The sequence below is a fragment of the Mediterraneibacter sp. 210702-DFI.5.30 genome, from assembly GCF_020560115.1.
In the GTDB taxonomy this organism is placed as follows: domain Bacteria; phylum Bacillota; class Clostridia; order Lachnospirales; family Lachnospiraceae; genus Mediterraneibacter; species Mediterraneibacter faecis.
In genome coordinates this window covers 193,815-220,517 of the sequence record NZ_JAJCME010000001.1, presented here as the reverse complement: position 1 = coordinate 220,517, position 26,703 = coordinate 193,815, and the positions used below count along the sequence as shown (strand labels likewise).

General features: G+C 34.8%; 31 protein-coding genes. 1 reads left to right on the top strand and 30 read right to left on the bottom strand.

The window, feature by feature from the left end; genetic code table 11:
- Positions 1-38 precede the first annotated feature (38 nt).
- From LI126_RS01060 to LI126_RS01000, 13 genes are all read right to left on the bottom strand, one after another.
- Positions 39-698 carry a hypothetical protein gene (locus LI126_RS01060; RefSeq protein WP_118562986.1) on the bottom strand — a complete coding sequence of 220 codons (660 nt, stop codon included), beginning with the start codon at positions 696-698 and terminating at the stop codon, positions 39-41.
- On the bottom strand, positions 699-2,879 hold the full coding sequence (locus tag LI126_RS01055) for a peptidase domain-containing ABC transporter (RefSeq protein WP_117851393.1): 2,181 nt from the start codon (positions 2,877-2,879) through the stop codon (positions 699-701).
- Between the two features lie 73 nt (positions 2,880-2,952).
- Positions 2,953-3,153 carry a hypothetical protein gene (locus tag LI126_RS01050; protein WP_117851391.1) on the bottom strand — a complete coding sequence of 67 codons (201 nt, stop codon included), beginning with the start codon at positions 3,151-3,153 and terminating at the stop codon, positions 2,953-2,955.
- 132 nt (positions 3,154-3,285) lie between these two features.
- Positions 3,286-3,981: a hypothetical protein gene (locus LI126_RS01045; protein ID WP_147604025.1), complete on the bottom strand. Its 696-nt coding sequence runs from the start codon at positions 3,979-3,981 to the stop codon at positions 3,286-3,288.
- Positions 3,971-4,264, bottom strand: a complete 294-nt coding sequence (locus LI126_RS01040) for a hypothetical protein (protein WP_015526824.1) — start codon at positions 4,262-4,264, stop codon at positions 3,971-3,973. The genes LI126_RS01045 and LI126_RS01040 overlap by 11 nt, the downstream gene beginning before the upstream one ends.
- A 17-nt stretch (positions 4,265-4,281) precedes the next feature.
- Complete coding sequence (locus tag LI126_RS01035; RefSeq protein ID WP_118330714.1) at positions 4,282-4,503, bottom strand: DUF5348 domain-containing protein; 222 nt, start codon at positions 4,501-4,503, stop codon at positions 4,282-4,284.
- A 48-nt stretch (positions 4,504-4,551) separates the two neighbouring features.
- On the bottom strand, positions 4,552-5,208 hold the full coding sequence (locus LI126_RS01030; protein ID WP_227164649.1) for a recombinase family protein: 657 nt from the start codon (positions 5,206-5,208) through the stop codon (positions 4,552-4,554).
- Between the two features lie 222 nt (positions 5,209-5,430).
- Positions 5,431-5,832 carry a winged helix-turn-helix domain-containing protein gene (locus tag LI126_RS01025; RefSeq protein WP_101871251.1) on the bottom strand — a complete coding sequence of 134 codons (402 nt, stop codon included), beginning with the start codon at positions 5,830-5,832 and terminating at the stop codon, positions 5,431-5,433.
- Positions 5,833-5,887: 55 nt separating this feature from the next.
- Positions 5,888-6,907: an alpha/beta fold hydrolase gene (locus LI126_RS01020; protein ID WP_118330715.1), complete on the bottom strand. Its 1,020-nt coding sequence runs from the start codon at positions 6,905-6,907 to the stop codon at positions 5,888-5,890.
- A 19-nt stretch (positions 6,908-6,926) separates the two neighbouring features.
- A complete protein-coding gene (gene metK / locus LI126_RS01015) occupies positions 6,927-8,117 on the bottom strand; it encodes a methionine adenosyltransferase (protein ID WP_227164648.1) in 1,191 nt (396 codons plus the stop codon).
- 134 nt (positions 8,118-8,251) lie between these two features.
- Complete coding sequence (locus LI126_RS01010) at positions 8,252-9,025, bottom strand: response regulator (RefSeq protein ID WP_227164647.1); 774 nt, start codon at positions 9,023-9,025, stop codon at positions 8,252-8,254.
- A 220-nt stretch (positions 9,026-9,245) separates the two neighbouring features.
- A complete protein-coding gene (locus tag LI126_RS01005; protein WP_117942292.1) occupies positions 9,246-9,659 on the bottom strand; it encodes a hypothetical protein in 414 nt (137 codons plus the stop codon).
- A gap of 72 nt (positions 9,660-9,731) precedes the next feature.
- Entirely contained in the window at positions 9,732-10,088 is a 357-nt protein-coding gene (locus LI126_RS01000; RefSeq protein ID WP_117942291.1) for a helix-turn-helix domain-containing protein, read from the bottom strand.
- A gap of 212 nt (positions 10,089-10,300) precedes the next feature.
- Here LI126_RS01000 and LI126_RS00995 point away from each other — a divergent pair, with 212 nt between their 5' ends.
- A complete protein-coding gene (locus tag LI126_RS00995) occupies positions 10,301-10,975 on the top strand; it encodes a winged helix-turn-helix transcriptional regulator (RefSeq protein WP_227164646.1) in 675 nt (224 codons plus the stop codon).
- A gap of 47 nt (positions 10,976-11,022) precedes the next feature.
- Here LI126_RS00995 and LI126_RS00990 read toward each other — a convergent pair whose 3' ends face one another.
- The 17 genes from LI126_RS00990 to LI126_RS00920 all read right to left on the bottom strand — a co-directional run bounded on the left by LI126_RS00990 (position 11,023) and on the right by LI126_RS00920 (position 26,623).
- Positions 11,023-11,163, bottom strand: coding sequence for a hypothetical protein (locus LI126_RS00990; RefSeq protein WP_173903473.1), 141 nt, complete (start codon positions 11,161-11,163; stop codon positions 11,023-11,025).
- 244 nt (positions 11,164-11,407) lie between these two features.
- Complete coding sequence (locus LI126_RS15680; protein ID WP_255647044.1) at positions 11,408-11,539, bottom strand: hypothetical protein; 132 nt, start codon at positions 11,537-11,539, stop codon at positions 11,408-11,410.
- A 57-nt stretch (positions 11,540-11,596) separates the two neighbouring features.
- Complete coding sequence (locus tag LI126_RS00985) at positions 11,597-11,737, bottom strand: hypothetical protein (RefSeq protein ID WP_171026670.1); 141 nt, start codon at positions 11,735-11,737, stop codon at positions 11,597-11,599.
- Positions 11,738-12,104: 367 nt separating this feature from the next.
- Positions 12,105-14,489, bottom strand: coding sequence for an ABC transporter permease (locus LI126_RS00980; RefSeq protein WP_227164645.1), 2,385 nt, complete (start codon positions 14,487-14,489; stop codon positions 12,105-12,107).
- Positions 14,490-14,503: 14 nt separating this feature from the next.
- Positions 14,504-15,169, bottom strand: a complete 666-nt coding sequence (locus tag LI126_RS00975; protein ID WP_227164644.1) for an ABC transporter ATP-binding protein — start codon at positions 15,167-15,169, stop codon at positions 14,504-14,506.
- 114 nt (positions 15,170-15,283) lie between these two features.
- Positions 15,284-15,409, bottom strand: coding sequence for a hypothetical protein (locus LI126_RS15675; protein ID WP_255647045.1), 126 nt, complete (start codon positions 15,407-15,409; stop codon positions 15,284-15,286).
- A 107-nt stretch (positions 15,410-15,516) separates the two neighbouring features.
- The gene (locus LI126_RS00970; protein ID WP_227164643.1) at positions 15,517-16,785 is read right to left on the bottom strand and encodes a radical SAM/SPASM domain-containing protein; all 1,269 of its coding nucleotides are present in this window, start codon (positions 16,783-16,785) and stop codon (positions 15,517-15,519) included.
- Positions 16,775-17,881, bottom strand: a complete 1,107-nt coding sequence (locus tag LI126_RS00965; RefSeq protein ID WP_117942285.1) for a radical SAM protein — start codon at positions 17,879-17,881, stop codon at positions 16,775-16,777. The genes LI126_RS00970 and LI126_RS00965 overlap by 11 nt, the downstream gene beginning before the upstream one ends.
- Positions 17,882-17,892: 11 nt before the next feature.
- The gene (locus tag LI126_RS00960; RefSeq protein ID WP_227164642.1) at positions 17,893-18,894 is read right to left on the bottom strand and encodes a S8 family serine peptidase; all 1,002 of its coding nucleotides are present in this window, start codon (positions 18,892-18,894) and stop codon (positions 17,893-17,895) included.
- On the bottom strand, positions 18,891-20,573 hold the full coding sequence (locus LI126_RS00955; RefSeq protein WP_227164641.1) for an ABC transporter ATP-binding protein: 1,683 nt from the start codon (positions 20,571-20,573) through the stop codon (positions 18,891-18,893). The genes LI126_RS00960 and LI126_RS00955 overlap by 4 nt, the downstream gene beginning before the upstream one ends.
- The gene (locus LI126_RS00950; protein ID WP_117851358.1) at positions 20,563-21,726 is read right to left on the bottom strand and encodes a radical SAM/SPASM domain-containing protein; all 1,164 of its coding nucleotides are present in this window, start codon (positions 21,724-21,726) and stop codon (positions 20,563-20,565) included. Before LI126_RS00950 ends, LI126_RS00955 begins: the two co-directional genes overlap by 11 nt.
- Positions 21,727-21,883: 157 nt before the next feature.
- On the bottom strand, positions 21,884-22,726 hold the full coding sequence (locus LI126_RS00945) for a zinc dependent phospholipase C family protein (protein WP_227164640.1): 843 nt from the start codon (positions 22,724-22,726) through the stop codon (positions 21,884-21,886).
- 137 nt (positions 22,727-22,863) lie between these two features.
- Positions 22,864-24,201: a sensor histidine kinase gene (locus LI126_RS00940; protein ID WP_227164639.1), complete on the bottom strand. Its 1,338-nt coding sequence runs from the start codon at positions 24,199-24,201 to the stop codon at positions 22,864-22,866.
- A gap of 1 nt (position 24,202) precedes the next feature.
- Positions 24,203-24,913: a LytR/AlgR family response regulator transcription factor gene (locus LI126_RS00935; RefSeq protein WP_227164638.1), complete on the bottom strand. Its 711-nt coding sequence runs from the start codon at positions 24,911-24,913 to the stop codon at positions 24,203-24,205.
- Positions 24,891-25,253 carry a helix-turn-helix domain-containing protein gene (locus tag LI126_RS00930; RefSeq protein WP_118563901.1) on the bottom strand — a complete coding sequence of 121 codons (363 nt, stop codon included), beginning with the start codon at positions 25,251-25,253 and terminating at the stop codon, positions 24,891-24,893. The genes LI126_RS00935 and LI126_RS00930 overlap by 23 nt, the downstream gene beginning before the upstream one ends.
- Before the next feature lie 106 nt (positions 25,254-25,359).
- Entirely contained in the window at positions 25,360-26,481 is a 1,122-nt protein-coding gene (locus LI126_RS00925; RefSeq protein ID WP_227164637.1) for a radical SAM protein, read from the bottom strand.
- Entirely contained in the window at positions 26,468-26,623 is a 156-nt protein-coding gene (locus tag LI126_RS00920; RefSeq protein ID WP_118563902.1) for a pseudouridine synthase, read from the bottom strand. Before LI126_RS00920 ends, LI126_RS00925 begins: the two co-directional genes overlap by 14 nt.
- Positions 26,624-26,703: the final 80 nt, after the last annotated feature.

Here is a 26,703-nt window from a genome sequence, read left to right as displayed (position 1 = left end):
AACCTCTCCTTTATTGCATATCTTTATAACTTATAAAATCAGTCAAGATTCCAATATTTATCTAGTGGTTGAGTATCGCTTTCCAAAAAGTCTATAATTTCTTTATCATCAAAATAAAAGTTTATCACTTTATGATTTTCAAACTCTACCAACGTAGGTACTCCCCCCAGCACAAATTTCTTTTCGGATAACTCCTCTTTTTTTATATTTGGATGAGTAGAAATAGCATACACTTTACCAGCTTCTTTTCCCTCATGTAGTGCTGCATAATTCTCATTTGCCCAAATGATTTTATAGTGGATTGGAGGATATTTTTCTTTTATCAAATTCTCATCTAATCCATCGTAAAATACAATTTTTCCGGTACTGTCTTTTTCTCCAATTTCGACATCGTATTTCTTTTCATGGGAATCCCAATCATAATTCCTAGTTCCTTTACATGCTTCTGCATCAATCTCATAAACCGCATTCTCTTTTTTAAATTGTTTTATATCATCCTCTATATTATCGCAATATGGACACTCTTTTCTATTGAAATATACATAAAAATGTCCTTCCTTTTCAAACAAGTCTTCTATAGAAGTAGAATATGCTATAGTTTCTTCTTTTACTTTTGGAAATAAAATGATTGCAGCTCCCACGCATATTATGAAAAATATACTGCACGCTATAGAAATTATAATATTTTTCTTTTTCATCTATTTCTCCTCCTCACCATATAATTGACGATACAATTTGCATTGTTCCTTTAATTGTTTGTCTGTCCCACGTGCTACTATATTACCTTTTTGAAGTACATAAATACAATCACTATCTGCAATGACATTTATTCTATGTGAAATTAAAATAAGTGTTATATCCCGAATTCCCTTAATATAATTCAAGATTTCCCTTTCACTTATAGAATCCATATTACTGGTAGCCTCATCTAAAATTAAAATTTTAGGATGACGTAATATGGCTCTAGTTAGTGACAATTTCTGTCTTTGCCCCTTCGAAAGGTTCTTTCCGCGCTCTTCAAGGACACTATCATACGCTCTTTCCATTTTACTTACAAATTGATGCACACCCATCTTACGTGAAATCTCAATCATTTCCTCATCTGATATCTCTTCATTACCCATTTTTAAATTTTCTCTAACACTTGCAGTAAACAGAAAATCTTCTTGTGATACATATACAACTGCTTTTCGAATTTCTTGAACCTCGAAATTTTGAAGTTCTGCACCATCAACATATATATGTCCTTTATCTGGAGAATAAAATTCCATAAACAATTTTGCTAAAGATGTTTTCCCAGATCCTGTTTCCCCAATAATAGCTACATTATCGCCTTTTCTTATTTTAATATTAATATTGTTCAGTATATTTTTCCCAGAAACAAAATGAAAATCAACATCTTTCAGTTCTATTTCTTCATCAAATTCAAATGGCTCTATACCTTCCTTTGTTTTCTCTACTTTAATACGTAACACACTTTCTAGACGTTCCATAGCAACATGGGCAGAATGGTATAATGGCTGTAAATTTACAATATCTTTAACCGGCGTTAATAAATATCCAATTAGAATATTATACGTAACTAATTCCCCTATAGATAAATTATTACCAATGATTTCAAGTGCTCCAATGCACAGTACAATAATCTCCCCCATACCACCTATTAAAACTTTTATAGCTGACTGTAAGTTTTCTGTACTTCCTAAGTTAAGAATCGTATCTTGCCATCTTTCTATTTTCTTTTTCCCATTATTGAAAATTGTCTTATTATACGTATACGCTTTAACCGTCAAAATCCCCTCAATAGAATCAATCAAATGTGAAGTCACACGTGCCTCTCTTGACATTTCCTCCGAATTTAAGACACTATAATATTTCCTAAATCCCACCATAACCAGAGTATATAAAAAGCACATCACAACTACCACAGCAAAGATTTTAATATTCAATACACACAAAATGATACTTACCGCAATTATAAACAACGCATCAATTGGTAAAACCAATATGCTGCTTACCAGTGCTTCTTGAACTCTAATAACATCCTGAAATCGTGAAATAAACTCACCATTTTTACGTTTTTCAATAGACATCACCTGCAAGTCCAATAAATGTTTATAATATTTCAGACTAAGTTCTAAGTTAAAAGATTTTGAAATATCCAATGATAACTTTGCTCTTCCCCAGTCTACAATAGTCTTAATCAATAGCATTAAAATAACCATTAGTGTCATAAATATTAGACTATAAATCAATCTATTGGGAATAACTGTGTCTATCAACGTCCCAAAATAGAAAGATGAAACAATTGATATTGCCATTGATATTGCTGAAAATAATATAATATATATAGTTCTTTTCCATTCCTTCTTTACTAATTCTATAAATTTATTCTCTGCAATCCGCATGCCTTCCTTTTTTTTATAAAATTCTTCCGTTGTCTGAAATAAGATAATAACTCCAGTCCAAAAATATGGCGAATCTTCTCCATATTCCGAATTAAAAAATTTTTTTCTGTCTACCTCTATAATACCGACAGCTGGATCTGCAATAACTACGCTATTCTTTTTTATTTTATAAATTATAATGAAATGTGCCAATCCATCTTCTTGATATACATGAGCCACACACGGCACTTCCAGCTCTTTTTCTTTAAAGTCTATGTTTTTTTTATATGCTGATGCAAATAATCCCAGTTTTTCAGAAATCCTACATACATCCCAAACACTCGTTCCTTCTTTGCTGGTTTCTAAAGCTTCACTTATCTCCAGTATAGGTATCTTTTTTCCATAATACCACGCTATACTTGCTAAACAAGCTGCAGCACAATCCATAGAATCATATTGTTTTATACATCTGTATTTCATACTGTCATCCATCCCCCTAATAAATAAAGAGGCGATGCAAGCTCGCCCCTTTGTTTTCTGCTTTAATATTTAATCTGCTGCTATTTTAGTATCCACAAACTTCATAGCAAAACTGAATGTATCTGCTTGCTTTATCTTTCTGTCCAGAATTCATTAGATTTTTAATTGTGGCTACCATATCATCAGCATTTGCTGGGCAACAGAAAAAATATCCATAATCAGAATTGCATTTTCCTCCTGTTACCATTTCCATTTCTTTTTTTGTCATTTTTTCCATTCCGTTCATATTCGCTTCCTCCTTAAAAATATATTTGATACTTAATTATTACTCCATAAAATAAAATTTTTCTACATTTTTTGCGTAGATTGCACTTTTTTATGTCTAGTTGGAATTTGATTAAATATTTGAGCTTTTTTACTATACTGGTATCACTTTTGGCACCTGAATTCCTATTGTAATCCCCATTTCCAATTTCCTTCTGTAATACCGGAAACTATGAAAAGAAAATTCTCCTGTTCCCCAAAATCGTCTAATTCTATGGATATAATATTCTTTTGACTTTGTAAATATCATCTTTTGCTTCCTATATAATAGATGTATAATTCGTAAAGAACACCTTGAAATTTGGGGATAATTTCCATTTACTTTCCTATATATATTTCCTGTTTTTCCTTCTGGCAAAACTACATTTCTTCCATGTATGCAGGACCATTCTATATATGGAATGTCTATACTTCTTATCCCTGTTTCCATTGCAATTCGCAAAAATAAGGCAGTTTCAAAATCCTTTTTATATAGAAATTCGTCTGCTATCATTTTATAATGATCAAAAAAATAAATTGCTCCTATCTTTCTTTCCAGTTCCAGCAGCGAAACACTATCCAACCATTCCAGTTTATTCCTGTATTTTTCAACAAATATCATTCCATATTCAGTTTTTAAAGATTGCCTCAAAACATCAATAGCCTCTGGCCAACATTTTCTTTGTCCAGGTAACAAGAAGCATACCATTTTCTGTAAAAACTTTTCTTCACTATCCGGATGCCACTGTATTAAACGCTTTAGTTCTTCATAGGCTTGATTTACTTTATATTCCATTGTACTATTTCTCATCTTCAGATTCTCCTTCGTATGGCTCTAAAATCTTTGAAGCCCTCTCCACAAACATCCTGTCTGCCCCTGAAATCTCATATTCTTTCCAAAGTGTCTTATGTATCTGTTCCTCTGTTAAATCCCTACACTTTTCCTGCAGCATACGGACAAATGGATATATCATAGTCGCATGAATATTTTTCCCGGACCGTACCATATCTCCTTCCATTTGATATGCTTCCTGTAAGCATTCCAGTATAATGCGAACATCCGTAACACTTTCTCTCATTGTGCTTCCCCTCATCAGGCTTATCCTCCTATTTACATACGTACTCTCAGTCCATCTAATCTCGACACGTTCAGTCCAACCAGATACCAGTCATCTCCCATTTCAATTCGGACCGGAATCCAAACATCTTTCACCTTTACATCGAAACATTCCCCGCAATGTAGTCCTCCATAAAAAGATTCCAAATCAAAACGTATATCATACCTCCCTGTTTCAGTATCATAAAACAATGTTCCTTCTCTGTGTTCACTCATAACATCTGCCTCCTTAAATTTTTCTTTTACTTAGTAATTACCTCATCTCTATACAGATTGAAGAAATTCCGGAAAAATTTCATAAAAGTTTTTCCGATACCGATAATAGGTAGAAGAAGTTAACCCCAACTCCCGCTGCAGTTGTGTCGGTGTTACCTTCTTTTGTACCACCCTCATAAATTCCTGGTTAAACTTTTCCTGTTCTATAGCCCGTGGTCTTCCTACTTCATCCCATTCACCCCGAAGCCTTTTTGCCTCCATACCTTCCTTTTGTCGCTTCTCCTTTTTCTCCATCTCTGCCTGTGCCATGGATGCATAGAGTTCAATCATCATATTATTGATTGTTTCTATCATCATCTTTGCCAGATTATTTTCCATCTGAGACAGGTCAAACAACGTGGTAGGAAGTTCCAATACCATTACCCGAACCCCTTTTTCTTCTAAAAAACATAGCTGCTTTAAAATCTCCTGCTTGTTCCTGCCAAGTCTGTCCAGCTCTGTAATAATCAGGGTATCCCCTACCCGTAAAACATCTTCCACAAGAACGGTATAACGTGGTCTGTCAAAATTTTTACCGGTTATCTTATCTGTAAAAATACTTTCCAGTTTAATTTTCTGATTTTCACAGAACCTCTTTATTTCTATAATACCTCGGTCCAAGTGTTGTTCCTTAGTACTGATTCTGTGATACCCATAATATGCCATACGTATCCCCCTTTATACATTCCCAAAAAGTCTTAAAATATTTTGGCATATCTCAAAACTTTCTTATATACTTTTTGGAAATAAAAAAATAGCCTATTACATCTCCCATCAAAAAGCATACTTTTTGGGAGGTGACTTTCACTACTTCTGTACGCAAGATGGCATAAAAAAGCAACAAAAAAAGACAGAGGTTTTAAAAAATTCCCTCTGTCTTCAGATCAACTATTCTGGAAAGATGTCCATCTTTTTTCCTTCAAACTTATATCCTACACCTCTCACTGTTTTAATATAGCGGCATCGCTTTAGCTCCGGTTCGATTTTCTTTCTCATACTGGATACCAGACAGTACACAATATTATCAATGCTTTCCGGCAGCTCCTCGTTATAAAGAATCTCAAAAATTTTTTCTTTAGTAAATATCACACCTGGTCTCCCTGACAAAAGCATAAACAATTCATATTCTGCTTTCGTTAAGACGATCTCCGTCTGCCCTCTATAAATCTTATGATAATCCGGATAAATCCTAAAATCGGAATTTTCTTCATCCTCTCCCAGAATGCTTTTTATATTTTCCGCCACATATTCTTTGTATCCCAATACAGTTGAAATAGTTACTTTCCCCAAGCTACACTTCCCTTCTGTTTTCTCTTATTTGGAAATCTCAACACACAGATTCCTTTTAAAAATGATTCTCCAGTCTCCATTCATCGATAAGCTGTACAACCTTCGTTAAATTGGTATACCAGATATAATGTCCTCCATTTACAATATATAACTGGTGATTACCAGATTCTAAATCCAGTTGGTTTCTATGAGCAGTCTCCCATGCTGGAACATTTTGTACATTCTCTGAAGAAATCATGGTTAATACAGGAAGTGCCGATGGGAATTTTTTATTCTTTATAGAGAGTAATGACTGATCCATCCCGTTCACTTCGTTTCTAACCGTATCGTTACTGCTTAAAGAATATGCCTGAATGTATTCCTCCCTATCAGTCTCCGTATAGGTGTACCCGGAAACCTGTGGTAATGCTGCTCCATATTTCTCCGGATCTGCTTTCAGTACCGTCTGAAATTCTTCCAAAGAAGAAAAAGAATTCTTGATTTTCTGAAATTCATCAATGCCCTGCAGCATATATTTCTTTTCCACTTCCATAGCCTCTGCCAGTTCTTCATCATATACTGTATTATCAACGGCAATGAATCCTTTTACTTTTTCCGGATAATTCTGTACAAAGTTGAGTCCATATACTCCAGAAATCGAATGTACCAGCAATACACACTGCTTAATTCCCATGGTGTCCAGTGCAGCATTCAATTCACTATTGATATTATCTACAGTTCGGTTAGTCGATGCACCATCACTAAGTCCATATCCAAACGGCTCTACAATCACTATGTTAAAACTCTTATCTAAAGATTGTGCCAGAGGTTTGAAGTAGATATGCGGTGATGGAACTCCCAGTGCCGGCATCATCACCAATGTGGTTTTTCCTTCATCTGCAAATGTTTCTCCACTTGCATCCAATTTTCCATACAAAGCAAGATGCATATCATTCCCTTTCACTGTGATATATTTACTCGCATACCCAACTTGTGTCTTTTCCATAGCATGTACCATATTAGAATTTCCTATCAGAAATACAAACAGCATCACAACCGTCACAATTCTTGAGATTCTATTTTTGTATCTTCTCATACGCTTCCCCCTAAGTAAATTATTCCAAATATTTTTTCAGTTCTTCTACCCTATCTAATCTTTCCCATGGAAGGTTAATATCATATCTCCCAAAATGTCCATAGGCTGCCGTCTGTTTATAGATTGGACGGCGTAGATCCAACATCTGAATGATTCCTGCTGGTCGCAGATCGAATTCTCTTCTTATGATCTCTACCAGACTCTCATCTGAAATTTTTCCGGTTCCAAATGTGTCTACCATAATAGAGGTCGGATGCGCTACCCCAATTGCGTAAGACAACTGAATTTCACATTTTTTTGCCAGACCTGCGGCCACAATATTCTTCGCAACATAACGAGCAGCATAAGATGCAGAACGATCTACTTTCGTACAGTCTTTTCCAGAAAAAGCCCCGCCGCCATGCCGTGCCATACCACCATAGGTATCTACAATAATCTTGCGTCCTGTTACACCACTATCTCCGTGAGGACCACCGATGACAAAACGCCCTGTTGGATTGATGAAAAATTTTGTATTCTCATCTACCAGTTCTGTTGGAATAATCGGTTCCAATACATATTTTTTTATATCATCGTGGATCTGCTCCTGTGTCACATCTGGATCATGCTGTGTTGACAGAACCACTGCATCCAGCCGGTGCGGAATACCTGCTTCATCATATTCTACAGTAACCTGACTCTTACCGTCCGGTCTTAAATAATTCAACAAACCATCTTTACGGACCTGAGTAAGCTGCCGAGTCAATTTGTGTGCCAGTGAAATTGGATATGGCATAAATTCATTCGTTTCGTCACATGCATAACCAAACATCATACCCTGATCCCCAGCACCAATTGCATCAAGCTCTTCTTCTGACATTTTGTGTTCTTTTGCTTCCAATGCCTTATTCACGCCCAAAGCAATATCTGCTGACTGCTCATCAATTGCCGTTAAAACAGCACAGGTATGTGCATCAAATCCATAATCTCCATTGTCATAACCAATTTCTTTGATCGTTTCTCTTACCACCTGCTGCATATCTATATACGCATTGGTCGTGATTTCTCCCATCACTAACACCATACCCGTTGTAATTGCAGTCTCACAGGCCACTCTGCTCATCGGATCCTTCTCCATAAGAGCATCCAATATGGCGTCTGATATGGCATCACACATTTTGTCCGGATGCCCTTCTGTTACTGATTCTGAGGTAAATAATCTTTTCTCCATAGTAAATTCTCCTTTGTATCAATATTTCATATTTGTCAATAACATAAAATATCTTTACTATGATTACTATATTTTTTGTCTACATTGTACTTTTTTCTGTCCGGTTGGTTTTGCCTTCAAATCAAATAACTTTTCTATTCTTCTACGAAATAACATATCCGTCTGATTAATTCTGGAATATTAACAGGACTGGTTATATAATCACTTACACCTTCATGGCGATATTGATATTCTAAAGATAAATCTTTATTATCAGTGAATATAAAAAACGGCAACTCTCTGAATATTGGCTCCTTCGTGTTTTGATATATTCCAGCAAGCTTTTTCATAGAATGAAAAAAATCCATAGCAATTCCATCTTGTAAAAACAAATCACACAGAATCAATTCAATATCTTGACATTCTAATAGTTTATCCTCTGCTTCCCATATAGTTTCTACCATAATCACATATATCCCTTTCTTAAGAAGCTCTGTTTGTATAATAGACGTGATTTCCGAATTCTTTTTTACAAGAAGTATCTTATGAAAAGTAGCTCCCTCTCCATTGGATTCTTTATAAGCATATTCCAATAATGTTTCCTTCACTAAATCGAATTGTAATTTATTCATACATATCTTAGCTCCCTTTTCCAATGCTTCTTTCTCATAATATTTTTTGTCATAGCATGTAAAGAAAAGGAATGGAATTTTGTATGTTTTCTCCCTCAAGTATTCTAGCAGCTCCATTCCACTCCCATCTGACAATTTCAAATCCGAGCCTATAATGAGTATTTGTTCCTTTTCTATAAGCTCTTTTCCTTGTGATACTGTAAATGCAACTAATACATGATATCCTTTTCGCTGTAGAAAGTTTTTTATATGCCAAATGTAATTACTATCGTCCTCTATTAACAATATCTTTTTCATTTCTTATCTCCATTAAAAAATAATAGCAATGAGAAGTTACCTCTATTTTATTTGTATCTAAGGCACCATACCAATTTCATCATAAACCACTTTAAGCAAGTCCGGTATATCTAATGTATATTTTGATTTTTTCTTTGCCTATTTTAATCTTATATATTTTTAGCATACATCATTCTCCCCATAAAAAAAGCAGTGTCATCCACTGCCTTTTCTCCATCACTTAATCTGTTATTTCCACAAATGAGTATCTTTCTTCTTTCTTTTGCACAATTGCAGAACCCGTTTGTTCTTGTATCGTTTTTAACAATTCTTCTACATATTTTTGAGCTTCATGCACTTCAATATTCATGGCGTATGCAATTTCTCTAATTGAAAAACTCAACTCTGAATCGCTCATCAACAGTTGTAAAATCTCCCATTGCATATCAGTAATTACAATTTCTGCACCATCATAAATCATCCTTTTCTTGTCAAATTCAATATCCCATTTTCCGAAATGAATTCTTTCTTCTTCTAATATATTTTGCATATCTAATCGCATAACTACAAAAGACACTTCCGGCCAACATTTCTTTAATAATTCCTCTGCTTTTTTTCTTTCCTCACAATTCTTAAAGTATAATAATTCTCCCATCCTCTATCTCCTCATATCATTTATCATTATACTTTAAGTTTACATCCGAATTATTGCAGAAATCTTATTAAATTATTCCTTTAGCCTTTTTTCTACGATACTATCTTCATTGTATTTGTGTAACTGACCGCCCAATAAACGCTTTCCTATAATAATCCAAGTATCTCTATTGTACTGATCCATATCCCTATACAATTCCATAATTTCTCTTTTATTATCCTGCTCTCTCTGCTGTTCCTCTTCATCTTTTCTCAATATATAATCAACTGGGACCTTAAAGAATTTGGATAATGCAAGCAACATATCACCAGAAATATTCTCGTCTACATTTTCATACTTACTAATTGTCTGCTGACTGACTCCTATTTCTTCCCCTAATCTCGTCTGAGTCAGGCCTAATTTTTTTCTTAATTCAGATATTCGATTCACAAGCGTACACCTCCCGATACACTCATTTTACACTTAAATACACCTGTGTTTTACTTCTTCTAAGAGTATTACTACTATGTATCGTGGTATATCGTAGTGTTACTATCATCATTTCCTTACATCTATACCGAAAAAAAGTCAATCTATACAAACAATGTTACAATTTCTTTTCTTTTAAATATACTAGTGCTTATAGGGGAGGAGAAATGCTTATGAAAAAACTATTATTGATTGGCAACCCGTCCGTCTTGGGGAAAAATCTGGAGAATATCTTAAAGCAAAATTATGATACCGATTTTATTTCCACCGTACCAAAACAAATCGGCAGCATACCATTTAACTCTTATAATGCTTTGCTCTTGGATTTCACACTTTTACATAACTACAGTCTTACCATAAGTAAAACTGCAAAACAATGCTATCCAAACATCATTGTTCTGTTTTTATGCCCTACCAATATTCCAGAACAAATTATTTTGGATTTGTATGAATCCGGTGCTGATGACCATTTATATATTTCTCTTTCATCACCAGCACTTTTGCTGAAAAAATTGGATATCTTATTTACCAACTATCATCTAGCCACAAAGTATGAAGACAGCCACATAACTTTAAATTTTGACTCCTTGACCGCAGTGATTGAAGGTACTGCTACTTCTTTTACTCCATTGGAATTTAAACTACTCAAACTGCTTTCTTTAAATCCAAACACCGTTTTAACCAGACAATATCTTTTATATTCTCTATGGGATCGAAGTGGAAATTACGTAGAAGAAACTTCTCTGAATAGTATGATCTGCCGTATACGGCATAGAATTGATACCGAAAATCATCATTATATTAAGACAATATATGGAATTGGATATATGTGGACTTTTCCATCTTAAAATAAATTGCACCATCCATTAAGGATGGTGCTGTTAACATTTCGACATTACTGTACACAAGTAAGCAAACAATCCATTGTCATAATGCAGTCATGCATGCATCTATATCTCGTATTTCCACAGTCTACAGTATACACATTAATTTCCTCCACAGTCAGTTCTGCTGGATTCGTTCTTTTTTCTTCCATTCATAACACCTCTCGTACTTTTATACATATAATACTTGTTCCTAATTATTTTCGTCACATATCTTGCTTATTTTATTATTTTTCCTAGTTGGATACCACTTTCTTATTTTTCATCTTTTCTTCTAAAATTAAGGAGACTATTGACTATGCACGGAATAGTCTCCTTATCTTCACTATTAACTATGTTATGCCATATTTTATCTTGCCGTAGTATTTAAGGTGATTTCTATTCTCACCTACAACATTAATACTCTTCTGAAATCCATGGTGAATTAATTGGACAATCATTCATACAATGAACCTTAATATCACCACAATCCTTGATATATACATTTACTTCTTCAGTTGTAAGTTCTTTTGTTTTACGTTCTTCCATGGTTATACCTCCCTAACAAATTTAATTTTACTCCAAACTCTGCGACTGTAAAAATTTTTAATGATCTTCAGTCATCCACGGCGTTGAAAACGGACAATCAGTAACACATTTTAACTGTACTTTTCCGCATCCATAGTCTATGTCACCGTAAACATTAACTTCTTCTTCAGACAAGTTATTTACATTGTTTTCTGTCATAAATAAGCCTCCTCTCTAGGCAAAACATAATTAATAACTACATTGAACGCAAATTTCTTTGCTATCCTTTGTTTGTCTATCGTATCGCACTTATATATTTATTTCCATATTTCTTGTATAAATCGCACTTTTTATTTACTAATTGGACATTGCCTTTCAATATCCCTTATTCTTCTACTACCACCTGTTCAATTAATGTTTTTTAGATTATGTATCCTGAATATTAAAATTCCAATAAATATCCGAGGTGGCTTTAATTTCAACAGAAAAACAGACTGAATTATCACAACGCTCAGACATTTCAAAAATTTCTTTGAGAAATGGCGAAAAAAAGCGGGGTAGCACACGCCGCCCCGCCGATCCTATCTCATTCCATCGTCCTGATTTGCTCAACAAGAGATTGCTTTTTCAAATTTCCAATTGTGTAAGAAATCAAGATAAACTGCACCACCAATAGAATAGCCAAATATATCAATACGATTAGCCACGGAAATGAATAATAAAAGTATGGATTCATCGTTTTCACAACTACCTGTACGGACAGAAAACCCAGTCCAATTCCCAAAACCAATGTTACAAGCGTAGCAAAAACTGAATAAATCACCCCCTCATAACACAGCATTTTGATAAGTTGCTTTTTACTCAAACCAATCGCCTGTAACATTCCAATTTCCTGCCTACGGGATAAGAAGTTTGTGATTGTCGTATTGACAAGGTTGATTAAAGAAAAGCACACAACAATAACAGCCACGATCAACAATACCCCGAAAGAAAGTTGTTGAAGTCCGCTATAATAAGTGATACTTTCTTTTATGGTTTCCATAACCAAATCGCTATTTCCGTCTATCAGTTGATTTAATGCAGCTTCTACCGTATCATATTTTTTCATATCGGTAATTACGGAAATCGTACCTGTGCAATCTATCCCGGTCGCTTCATTCATAAACTGCTCCGGAAGCGCAAAGCATTTTGAGAAGCCGGAGTAAGAATATTCGTTTACAATGCCCATGACGGTATAGGCCTTTGTGCGAATTTGGCCGGATTCGGTTTTATAGTCCACTTCGACGGTATCACCCAACGCAGCCTCAATATCATAGAGATCGGCACGCTCTTGAAGCAAGACAATTCCATTGCCTGCCACCAGTTCATCATAATCAGTCGTTCCCGCAATTCGCTCTTTCTCCAAATTCTGCTGTTCATCTCGGCAAAAGCCCTGAATCCATTTTCCAGAATTACCATTTACACGATATTCTGCGTCCGTGTAATACCAGTGCTTGATTCCTGTAACGCCATCAATAGATTCTACTGCATTTATAAAATCGGCATTTAGAAAATTCTTTTGCTGCAATCCAGACAAAGAAATACCAGCAGTGTCCCACGATTGATTTGCGTTGAGCTGAATGTTAAATTCACCGACAGGGAAAGCCCTGCCTCTTGCCTCTGCAACGCCATCATAGGAAACTAACATTGTCGAAATCAATACAACCAATACTCCGCCGAGTGAAAGAGAAAGTATTGTTAAAGTGGACTTTGCCTTTTGTCTGGACAGATTCATTTTAGCAAGTGAAGCAGGCGTTATTTTACGGTGCAACACGGAACTTTCTTTCATTTTCCCCTGATAATCGGAATATCGCAATGCTTCCAGCGGAGATACTGCCGCAGCTCTTTTTACAGGAGTATGAATGGCAATCATCACAATAATAAATGCAAAAAGGCCAACCCCGACCGTCACACATAAAGTAGTCAGCCAGTACCAACCGGCAGGAATCAGGAAGTACCCAATCACATTTCCAATAACCAGACCAATCGGGATAGCAATGGCAGCAAGTAATTTTCCCTCGCGGTAAACCATCTTTTTAATCTGTCGTTTTGTTGTTCCGATTGTGCGAAGCTGTCCATAGTTACGGATACTGCTTGCTACTGAAATATAAAAAATCGAATAGATCACAATGCCGGAACCAATGAAAGTTATAAAACCAATCAAGAAATAGAACAGCATATCACTTCCACTATTTTCGTCCTTTAAGTTGAAATAAGTAGAACGGACAATCACATTATCATCGGAAATTTTTAATTGCTGTGCCAGAGTGTTTGCATAGTTGGCGGCTTCTTCCTCGCTCATATTTTGAGCACCATTCAGCCCAATGTAATAATCAATCATGCCCTCGTCGCCATACTGCTGTCTTATTAATTCTTTCGATATAATAGCTGTATAGCGCCCAATATCGCCAGTTTTCACATCTAAGATTCCCGTCAATTTGAAATCATGGGTAGTGCCGTCAGAAAAGGGGATTTGAATTGTCTGTCCCAATTCATTTGAATAGCCCAAACTATCCAAAAAGGATTCCTGTACTACAATTTCATCCTCCGAAGCTGGTAAATCTCCCGAATAGGGCATACTTTGGGATGTTAGCATATCCGCATTTGCATAAGTAAAATTCACGGTTGAATGGTTTACCTGTTCAGAAAATGCGTTAAAAAATTCCCCAACCCACGCAATTTCTTCTTGCTTGTATAGTTCCTGTCCCTGTTGTTCAGAAATCGCATGATACATAATCTGTGCTGTTTTTTGGTTGCGGTTCTGCGTTTCCTGCATAACCCCAAAACCATAGAGGACAATAGCAGATAGCAATGCGCTTGCAAGTGCAATCGTCAAAACAATAAAGATATTTCTTTTTCGATTCGCCGATATACTTCGATTTGATATGCGCTTTACTATGGTGCTGCTATCATTCTTAAAAGGCCCTGTCATAACCTGTCACCTCCTTATTGCACAATCCTGCCGTCCTCAATGTGGATAATCCGATCTGCAAGGCGGGCAATGTCGTTGTTGTGGGTAATCATGACTACGGTCTGGTGGAACTCCGAACTTGTACGCTTGATTAACTCTAGCACCTCAGCACTGGTCTTGCTGTCAAGGTTACCAGTCGGCTCATCGGCCAGCACAATAGCCGGTTTGCTAATCAGAGCACGTGCAATCGCCACACGCTGTTGCTGTCCGCCGGAAAGATTGTTCGGCATATTTTTCAGTTTATCTTCCAGCCCCAGCAGATGAACGATTTCGTCCAAAAACTTCTGATCCACCGTGTCCCCGTCCAGTTCCACTGGCAGGACAATATTCTCATACACATTCAGGATGGGAACGAGGTTATAGTTCTGGAAGATAAAGCCGATATTGCGGCGGCGGAAGATGGTAAGCTGTTCATCGTTCATTTTCGACAGCTCTTTGTCCCGAACAATCACGGTTCCGCTGGTTGGAGTGTCCAGCCCCCCCATCATGTGAAGCAGGGTGGACTTACCAGATCCAGAAGTTCCTACCACCGCTACAAACTCTCCCTCTTCTACTGAAAAATCGACCCCATCCAATGCACGGGTAACATTTGGTTCTTGACCGTAATATTTTTTTAATTTAGTTGTCTCTAAAATCTTCATTCCATTTATATCCTTTCCTTCAAATAATATGTATTTTCATAATTTGTCTTTTAATTAAAGCCTTCTAATTTTTCAATCAGAAGGCTTTAGTTTCACTAATTTCCCATATAATAATCAAGATTCAATACTTAACCAAGCACTTCCGTCTATACAATCCTGTAGGCAGAATTCTTGTATCTTACCACATTCAGCAGTGTAAACATTAACTTCCTCTTCCTTCAGTTCATATCTTTCTTCCATAATGTTCACCTCCCACACATTGTTATATTTTCTTTCAGAATATTATTTTTAATAATTGTTTTCCATATTTTATGTTTATTTTGCACTTTTTTTTACCTATGTGGATTTTACTCTTTTTTTTCTTGATTTATAATCTCTTTTACTTGTTCTAAATATTGTTTATAATGTTCCAATTGTTTTCTTTTATCTTCTTTGGCGTTGTAATAGAATAATACATATTTCAACATTGATTTTATAAAAATACAACGATAATCATATGGTTCATCAGAAGCTAAACACCTACCACCACATATATATCTATAGTCGCATTCTCTACAGATTTCCTTATAAGTTACACAAAATGTCTTCTTTATCTCTTCTGTATTCATCATTTCTTCCAACCTGACCAAAATCTTCTGAGGAGTATCTTTGATAATATTTCCCATTTTGAATTGGCATTTTTCCATACACTGGCACATATAAATATCCCCTTCAGGGTAAATCGCCATAACTTTTCCATATCCTCCACAAGAATCTCTTACCTGAATTCTCTGGTGGAAACCTCTAGCAATCTTTTTGTTCTCATACCCCTTCCCAAGCATATAATTTAATATTTTCAGATTCATATCGATACGTTCCGTATCTGTCAGTATTTCAGAATTATCCTTTGCCCGTCCTACCGGGGAAACAATATTGAAAAGAACATCTGTATCATATTTCGCAGCAATGTCAATCAATTTATACATATCAGCTTCATTCGTTTTTTCGTAAATGAAACTAAGCACTACCTTAATCCCTGCCTGCTGGCACATCTCTATGTGTTCAACTAACTGTTTCTCCTTTTCAGGTGTTCCGAACATGTGCATTGTACTAAAATCTATTTCATCTATATACCCTTTCAACTGTTCTGTTAATTCCAGAGTAAGGGCAAGACCATTACTCTGCAACGTGATTGGACAAGACAATCCATTTCTTAATGCTTTTGCAATTTCCACAATCTGAACTTTAATCAATGGTTCTCCACCTGTAATAATCATTTTATGTGGTTTGTTTTCCTGAAAGAATGGAATCACCTTATTCTGTATATCCTCCAGCTTAAATTCATTTTCTGGATGCAATTTGTCGTTTGCACTGATTGCACAAAATTCACAATTCATATTACATTTTCTAGTTACCATCAAATATACAGTATTGATTTTCTCATGATTATTTTCTATTTTTTTTATAAATTCAGTTTGCTGCTTCCATACAGGATATAGCTTTTCCTGGAACTCTGGTTTATCCAAATTATCTGCAAATCTTTTACTTACCCCCAGGCAGACTTTTCCTATCGGATCAATTAAAGCCACTTTTTCTCCTTCTGTAATCTTAATAAAATCATTCATTTTATTTTCCATGGCGAATATATCTCCTTTCATATTCTTCTTTCATATTATTTAGTTGCTTTTCGGATAAGTTTTCTTTTATCAAATTATACATCCATTTTGTCACTTTGCAGTTGACCTCTATTGGTCTATATACATCCTTATTAACTTCATAATTAGAAGTCTGGCATCCTCTTGTTTTACAATGATTTATGTATTCACATCCTTCACACATCGAATCGACCTTATCATTCAAATAAACAATTTCTCTAATTCTTGGTACATCTAATCCTGCCTTTACTGTACCAATTTTAAATTCTGGTAACTCGCTACAAGTATAAATCCCCCCATCGGTCGTTACATAACAAGTTGCCAACCCTGCTTTACAAGCATAAAACATACACGGAAATAAGTACGATTTTACATGCTGTTCCCATAAATTCCAAAAAAGCATTTGTCTAGTTTGAATAATATAATTCTTATATAAATAAAATACCTGTTCCAATTGTTCTTTCAAACCATGCAAGTCATTTTCATTCCACATGCAATAATGGTCAATTCCTGATTCTAGTTTTCTTATACCTAAGTCAAGCAAGAATTGGAAACTCTCTGCATAATATTGATAGTTATTACTTGTTACGACACTGGCTATAGAAATCTGATTTCCTGTAGCCTGTTCATATTTTCTCAATAACGGAAGGTTCTTCATAATTTTTTCAAAACTTCCATTTCCTGCATAATCTCTCCTATTCAAATTCTGGACATACTCAGGACCATCTAAACTCACTTTCACCTCAAATGTATTTTCCACAAAAAAGTCAATTATCTCATCTGTAACCAACGTTCCATTTATCGTAGTACTGAACTTGCATATTAAGTTTGTTTCCTGGCATTTTTTCTTCGTATAACCTACCGCATCTTTCATCAGATTAAATGCCATAAGAGGTTCCCCTCCAATAAAATAAACCATAAGGGTCCGATCATACTGCTTATTTGCTTCATGGACCGCAATATCGATTGCCTTTTGAGCCGTTTCTAAACTCATGTATGTATTTTTCTTTTCGCCCAGATAGCAGTAAGTACAATTCAAATTGCACTTATTTATTATCTCTAATGACAGTGTATACATTTTCTCGCCTCCTAAACTGTAAATTGGTCCAGATTTCTATTTGTTTTCTTCTGGAAATCCAATCTTTCCACCATATTAAATAAGGGATATCGCAAAACAATTTCTGTCTTCGGATGTTCCATGGCATATATCCTGATTCTATCTTTATACTCACTTATTTCCTGATAATTGTTGTGATCAATAAATAGCACCGGATACTGCTCTGCTGTTTTTATATTTCTCAATTTTTCCATTCCACTTTCAAAAGTATCGCATCTCTCTGTTCTCGTAACTTCCCGTATGAAACGCTGCTCTAAAGGTTCTTCTATACGGTTCGTTAGAAAATAGCACTGTTTTTGCTTCAATGTATGATATGGATAATATCCATTTAAAGTGCTATGAACAAACTGTAAAATTGCCTGTTCATATTCATCCTCATAATTGCTTAGATACCCTGTTATTACAGCACACCCAAAGCTATTGCCCTGATAAAATTTAGGGATGCCCACATGATAAAGAGAAAAAAATTTAGAGGAAAAAATCACATCCGTTCCTGTACCATCATATTGGAGAACCTGTAAAGGATTCTCTATATCCAGGCATCTTACTCCCATTACAAAAGGGAAGGAAGCCGGATAGGTTGCTTCTACTTGCTGATTAGAGTATGCTGCCACAATCAAAATCCCCTTTTCTGTAGCTGCTCTACATACTTCCTCTATTTCTTTGTGATATTTGTACTCATCTCCTATACTCATATTAATTATGTCTACCTGTTCCTCTATCAGTAATTCAATACCTTCTATCATATCCAGAACCGTACTCTTTTTGTTCTTCCTTACAATAGGTACCAAAATAATTTCAGCTTCTGGGTTTTCCTTTAAAATAAAAGAACAGACATATTCCGCATGGGTAAATCCAAAGGCATCTTTAGTGTATTCCTGGTCTTTCCATTTGCAGTCTATTTTTACAATTTTCTTATCCTGAAAAAAAGGATTATCAAAGGATCCATTGGAATCCAACACACCTATCCTCACTTTTTACTCACCTGCCTTATATGTAACTTCTCCAAATCCACAATAATATCTGCTTCTCGCAATTCTTCCAGATTGTGCGTAGAAAAAATAATAATTTTATCCCCTGATAGCTCATGTAATAATTGATAAAAACGTCCTCTTCGTTTTTCATCGATATTTGCAGTGGCTTCATCAAAAATCAGAATTTGTGAATTTTTCAAAATATTCCTCATAATATCCAAACGTCGCATTTGTCCCTCTGAGAAATTGCATGGTTCTAACTTTATCTCGGTATCCCATACCATTTCTAAAGTATGGATTTCATCATACAAATCCAAGCACTTTGCCACTGTATCCATTTCTTCCTCCGAAACAATATGTAGTAATCCCATATTCCGTCTTACCGTATCATTGAAGAACTGTGTACGCTGCATAACATATCCTGTATTTTTCCAATAGCTGTTAATATCTAATTCCTGCAAATCTGTGTTATTCACAACTACTTTTCCTTCTGTCGGTTGATACACACCTGTTATAATTTTGAACAGAGTGCTTTTGCCTTGTCCACTTTTTCCATGAACTCCGTAAAGAGTGCCTTTTTCGAACTTCAAATTGAGCCGGTCAAATACCTTCTTATTCGACTCTGTATAAGAAAAGCTCATCTCTTCTAAGGAAATGTTGTTAACTGTTGTTACTTTCTCTCCATCTCCTTGTTTCTGATCCGGATACTGAAGCAAACCATTGATATCCTTTAAGGAAACTACGGCTGTATGATACTCGTTAGCAAACTGTGCGATTCCAATAATAGGATTCATAATAATTGTCTGGTAATTCATCAAAGCCATAATGGTACCTATGGTCATATTCCCTTTGAATACTTCTTGTGCACCGACTACCCAAATTATGACTGTTCCCATAAACTGAATTACAAGTATCGTAGATGTATTCAATATGTACAACAAATTCTGGCGATTCGTCTCTTTTTTGTATTTCTGATTTTTCTCAAAGTACATATCATGCACATATTGCCCACATTGAAAGAGTCTTGTAATAAACCAATTATCATAGGTGTTTGTCAGAATATTCGTGATGCTGTTATATCCTTCCAATACTTGACCACTGGTTTCCTGTATCAATTTCCCCAGGATTCTACTAATAAAAGGAACACTGACAAGTAAAATAATATTGGATACGGCAATTCCCTTATGGATAGAAAACATATATGGAGGAACAACCACCAGGATAACAATATTGGAAACCAATGTGATAATACTTGTAATTCCACATTGTTTCACTGCTGAAACATCTTTATCTACTTTCAGCAAAACGTCACTTAGCTTTATCTTCTCAAAAAAATTCACGCTTACTGTTGATAATTTATCTTCTACCTTTTGTCGCATATCTGCTGCTATCTCTTCCGATATGACAGCCACTATATATCTCTGAGCATAATTCATGAGATAATTAAGTAACAGCATTCCCAAAAATATACCCAAAAGGAACATAAAAGCTGATAAGTTAGTATTCTGTGGATTTCCCAAATCATCTACTACTTTTCCTTGTAGCTCCGGACGTACCAATGAAACACCAGCAGTTAAAACAATAATTACTATTGTTAAAAGATAGAAAGGAAACAACTTTTTCTTAAAAGCATACTCTTTTAAAAAAAGCCAATATGGGCGTCCTTCTTTACTTTTCATCGGCTAACCTCTTGGCAATCTTCTCTCCGAATTCACTAAGTTTTAAATGCTCCTCCTGAATATAATCCACATATATTCCTAACTTTTCTCTAAGCATTTCAGTAGGCTGTTCCAAATAATATTCCAGTATTTCTACCATTGCCTGATGGAAGATGTGTTCAAAAATACACTCTGCATCCGACGGCACATTAATTTTTCCTGTATTAATAAAATTCATATATCCACACTTCATACCATGGCAAAAATCTCGTATTTTACAGTCCTTGCACTTCGGATCTGCCTTATCAAAATTAGATACTGCAATTAATTTTGCCTTTCTTATATCAACGCCCTCTTTAATATTGCCTATACAATATTTCTCATTACTGGTAAGAAATCCACATGGGTAAATTTGTCCATTCGGAAATATCTTAAAATTCCCAATCCCCGCATCACACATTCCAAAGCAATTTCCAAAATTGCAAAGCATATTAAACATTTTTCCATCAAATTGGTCTATGGTAAAACTTCTACCTGCTGCTGCCTCCGCCAAATAATACTTTGATATTGCTGCTACCTGTTTTTCAAACTCGCTCTTCAATTTATCTGATATTTTTAAATACACGTCCATAATCATACAAATATTATCCAGACCATGTTCATGTAAATAACAGATATTCTCAAACATGTGAGGAATTGTATTCTCTGTTACAGTCATTCTTACAGAAAAATTCAATCCGCTATCCTTCACCTTCATGATATTTTCAAAAATCTTGTCATAGCAAGAAACTCCGTCTTTCGCAACTCTGTTCAAATCATGAGTTTCCTTATTTCCATCGAAGCTAAGCCGTATTGTAAATTGATTTTCTTTCATAAAGTCAATAAAATCATCGTCCATCAAAGAGCAATTGGTTGTAATATAATATTTTGCTTCTCTCTCTGGATAAAAATTTTTTATATAATCTACTGCCTGATAAATCAAATTTTTTTTCAATAATGGCTCTCCGCCTAGAAAATCGATTAAAACTTTTCCTTTATCTCCATAATTCATGATAAACTCCAAAGAGTCTACTAACGTTTTCTCATTTAACTGGTAGTGATTGTGATAATCTTCATAGCAATACTGGCATTTAAAATTGCAATCAGTTGTCATATATAATGTAAAATTATACATATTTATCTGCCCCTTTCTTTAATATACTAAGAACAATTTTAACCAAATTCTACCGTTTGACCATATATTTTGTTTATTTTGCGTATTTTAGTGTCTGAATGGAACAAAAAAATAGACCTCAATATTTTACAACAATATCAAGGTCTAAAAATTCTTATCAATAAATGCCAACTTCTTTTCCGAACTTATACATATACTGTGTAACAGTTTGTATTGCATGCTGAACAGACTGCCTTGCTGCACTTTCATACGTGCTTTCATTCTGAGCACTTCCTACAAGGCTCTTTGCATGTTTTGCTGCTGAATACATCAAATCTCCTGTAGAAGTATTTACTGCTGTTGTGTATACAGACTCGCTAAATGAATTTCCTGCTATTGTATAAGATTTCCTGTTTTTATCAACATACTTCTCAAAAGCGGAATGATTGCTATTAACTGCTGTCAAATTCGATGCATGATGAGGTTCATTTAAGTCTGACACATAGTGCGTACCTTTCCCCAAATTTGACATTGCCAACTGTACATCTCCTGAATGGTATGCATCTACTGCAGATTTAAAATAAGATTCCGCCCTTGTTCTTGCAGTTGGTGAAGTTTGTCCAAGCCAGTTTTTCCCTGAGTCAGGATCATAAAAATGTCCTGCAAATGTTCCTGCGTCCGTTTCATTCCCCAGCTTGTCCGGCCAATCAGTTGCTTCCATAAGAATAGATGAATTTAGCTCACCATTAAATGTACTGTTCCCCTGATCATTGCTGAGAATTGTAAGCGCATTTGCTATAATATACTGATGCGTATGATCTACTCCACCAGATGAAAACCTTTCATCTGGATTTGCTCCGTGCTCAATGGGAACGCCTTCCCCGTAAATGTCATCGGAACCATTTGCGATATCCTGCACTTTTGTCGGAAGTTCTGGTTGTTCTGCCGCCATAACCGGCATAGCTCCCAGCAAAGTTCCTACGGATACCATAGTAATAAAGAGTTTCATTTTTTTTCGCATACCCATGCCTCCTCTTCTTTTTTCTATATCTTATCTCTTAATAGAAAAAAAATAATAAAAATTGCTTAAATTATCCTTTTTCTTTCCTATCTGGACAAAAAAGTGATATTTACTTTCCGTAAATACCACTTTTGCTTCTATACTTCAATAGGAATAATCACGGATATGGAAAACATACCGTCTACCACATGAAATGACACCTCTCCGCCATAATCTTTCACAACACTTTTAATGTTCTTTACTCCAAATCCATGATTCTTTTTATCTTCTTTTGATGTTTCTAATGTTGTATTATTTTTAATAAGTTCTGCCTGACATTCTCTTAAAGTATTCTCACATATAATTGATAAAAATCCCTTTAGTTTCCTTGCTTTTAGTTGTATTAGGCATTCTACCTCCGGATCTTCCTCTTTCATAAGCTGACATTCTCGCAAAGCATTATCCACTGTGTTGGAAACAATCACACACAAATCTTCATTCTTTATTCTTCTAAAAACTGAAAAATCTGCAAAAACCTTGAATTCAATTTTTTTGTCCAAAGCCTCCAATCTTTTTACATGCAATACATTGTCAATAAATGTATTTCCAGTTTTATAATAGCTTTGATAAATACTTAGTTTACGTTCAATACCATCAATATAGTCCATCTTCTGGTGATAATCCACATCTCCTCTTAACGCCTCCAGATGATTTTTAATATCATGAGAAAGTCTTCTTATATTTTCCATATCATTAGACTGCTTAACATAATAATCGTACTGCATACTTATTTCACTAATCTGCAATTTCTTTTCATTCTCAATCTTTTTAACATTCAAATAGTTTCCTAATATTATAATATTGCAAAACGTCCCAATAAACATCACAACACAAACTGCCATCACTGTCATTACTGACCATATATTTCCAATAATGATTCCTTTATCATAATACAACTGATCCGCACATATAGCCATAACAACTATATTAATAAATAACGGAATAATGATCACAATCATATTTACCCCTTCAAGAAATGCCGGAATCTGTCGTATAACTTTTTTGAATACTAAACTTCCAGTTATAATTATAATTTCTGAAATTATAATCATACTATTTTGATATTTACTTGAAAGTTCTGCTAAAATTGTTTCTCCGCTATATGGATATAAAAAAGTACAACTTAATAACTGCCCCAATAAAACTATGGATAAAAAAACACTTCCAATCAACAAACTAAATCTCAAATTATATTGAAACAAAAAATGCCCTATAATCATAGCAATCACAACAATCGTCACATAATTATAGACGATATGTAACTCTGTTCCATTTTCCATTACTCTAATGAAATAAAGTCCCCCTATACATAATATATAAGAATATGCGGAAACTTCTCCTGCAGCTATTTTGAGTTTACCGTCTGTTAATAAATAAACAAGCAATAAAATATTCAATAAAGAAAAAATATCTCTCAGTATAATTTGCCCATACACTCTATATACATCCTCCCCGTTCTGCCATTTTTTTCATAAGATTCTGTTTTCTCGAACGAGTTATATATATTTTGTCCCCAGAATAGAGCTTTATCGTAAGATCATGTAATGATTCAATGCAATCTACATTCACAATAATACCATTATGGCAACGAACAAAGAAAAATGGTTCTAATCTTTCTTCCAAATCTCTCATTTTAAAATATCCATCTTCCTGTTCTCCATTTCGCAAATGAAATAATACCTTTCGATTTACTGTTTCAATATATTCTATATCTGATAAAAACAACTTAAAATAGCCTTTTTCATTTTTCACTGCAATATATCTCTGTTCGTATGTATTGAGTTTTCTAAGCGCCCTGTTCATTTCACAGTTTATTTGTATTTGCGTAATTGGCTTTGTAATAAAATTCTGCACATCATATTTATAACCAACACCTACAAGTTCATTATGGGAAGAAACAAACAAAACTATGGACTTTTCATCATGCTTTCGTATAACATCCACCAGTTCCAAGCCATCCATGGCAGGCATTTCAATATCTAAAAAGAAAATCTGAAATTCTTCTTTTAATGCTTCCATTAATTGCAATGGTTTTGTATACTTTTTAATCAAAAAATCCTGTCCGTTTTTCTCTGCATAAGTTTTTAACATTTTCTCAATTGCGTCTATAAAGCATTTTTCATCATCACATATTGCTATTTTTATCACTCTTATCACCTGTCTGTCTTTTCAACATATTTTCTGCTTGCGTTTCACTTAATCTTCTCCCAAGCATAATTAGAGTGGTTCTATTTTCTTCATCCAACTGCTTATATATTTCCCACATTTCCTCTCCCTTCGTGGAAAATAAATCACTTTTATCACCACGTATAAGGAAATCCACGGGAATTTGGAATATGTCTGCCAATTTTATTAACAAACTACTTGGAATATTTTCAACATCTGACTTTTCGATTCGGCTAATCGTCTGTTGACTGGTTCCTAGCTTTTCGCTGAGTTCTCTTTGAGAAATCCCCAATTCCTTGCGTTTTTGCTTAATTACATTCATATTTACCACCGCACACATTTTATTCTTTTAAAGCAAGCACTTACAAATCAAGTATTTGTAATAAAAATATCACATTTTTACTCATTTTTCTAGTTTTTATTCAATTTCATTTAAAATATTTTTCCCATAAATTTATCTTTTTCTGTTCAAAATAACACATATCAGGATTATGCTCATTAATATTCTCGCTATAAGACAGATTATTCATAATACACTTCTGGCTCTGGCATCTTTGACTTATACTGCAGTTTGAACATATTTCATCTTTCAGAGCTAATTCACGATAAGCTGTAATCTTTTTTACTGAAAATCCTTTTTCTACATCCCCCAGACATCCGCTATCCTTCAAATTAGCTGCGCAACCATAAATTTTCCCATCTGTCTTGACATATATTTGGATTAGCCCTACACCACAAAAGCCTGAGCATTTCGGCAGTCCTTCATATTTCATCAGATCTAATACTGGTGCCCATAAAAACTCCATTCCAATTCTCTTCTTTTTTATATAATAACATAAAACCTTTTCCCATTCTTGCGCTAATTCATCTAACTGCTCATGTGTCCAGCTATGAGAAACATCTATAGAGGAATCCACAATTCTAAAATGAAGATTTTCTACTAAATGCTTCACAGACTTAGCTGTCTCCCAATAATTATTTTGAGTTACTACATGAGCTACCTGAATATATTTGCTGCTTTTTTCTTCATATTCTTTAAAATAATGCATATTTTTCATTATACTTTGATAACTGCCAATGCCTGAAAGCGTTTTCCTGTTTTTGTCATGTGTTTCTTTGTTTCCATCAATACTTAATTTTAGCTGAAATCTATACTTAACCAACCACTCCAGCATATCTTTATTCATAACCGTGCCATTCGTTGTAGCTGAATAAGAAACATTCACATTTCTTTTCTTGGCTTCCTTTTCTATATATTCTACTAGGTTCTGTAACAATGGAAAACTAAGAAAAGCCTCCCCACCTACAAAATCAACCCATAACCTTCGATCCCTATGCTTTTCCACATTCAAAAAAGCAATCTGCAGGCTCTTATGGGCTATCTCTTCTGTCATTCTTTGATTAGATTTCTCGCCCAAATAACAATAATCACATCGTAAATTACATATCTGATTTACTTCTAAAGTAATTGTATACATTTTCTCCTCCAAAAAAGAAACCGCACAACCTATCCTGATAGGTCTGCGGCTCTCTTGCTTAACTTGCTTCATTAATATAGGATCCTGGAAACGGCCATGGACAATCATTTAAACATCTCTGTGTTCTTTCAGAACACCCGGAATAACTTTCAATTTCTTCTTCCGTTAAGTCCACTTCTTTTTGAAATTCTTCTTCTGCCTTATTTGTCTGCATATCTTTTACTCCTTTCATCTCAGTAAGTATGAAAAAACTATACCTTGTTTTTTATCAAATAACAATATTCTATGTATAAA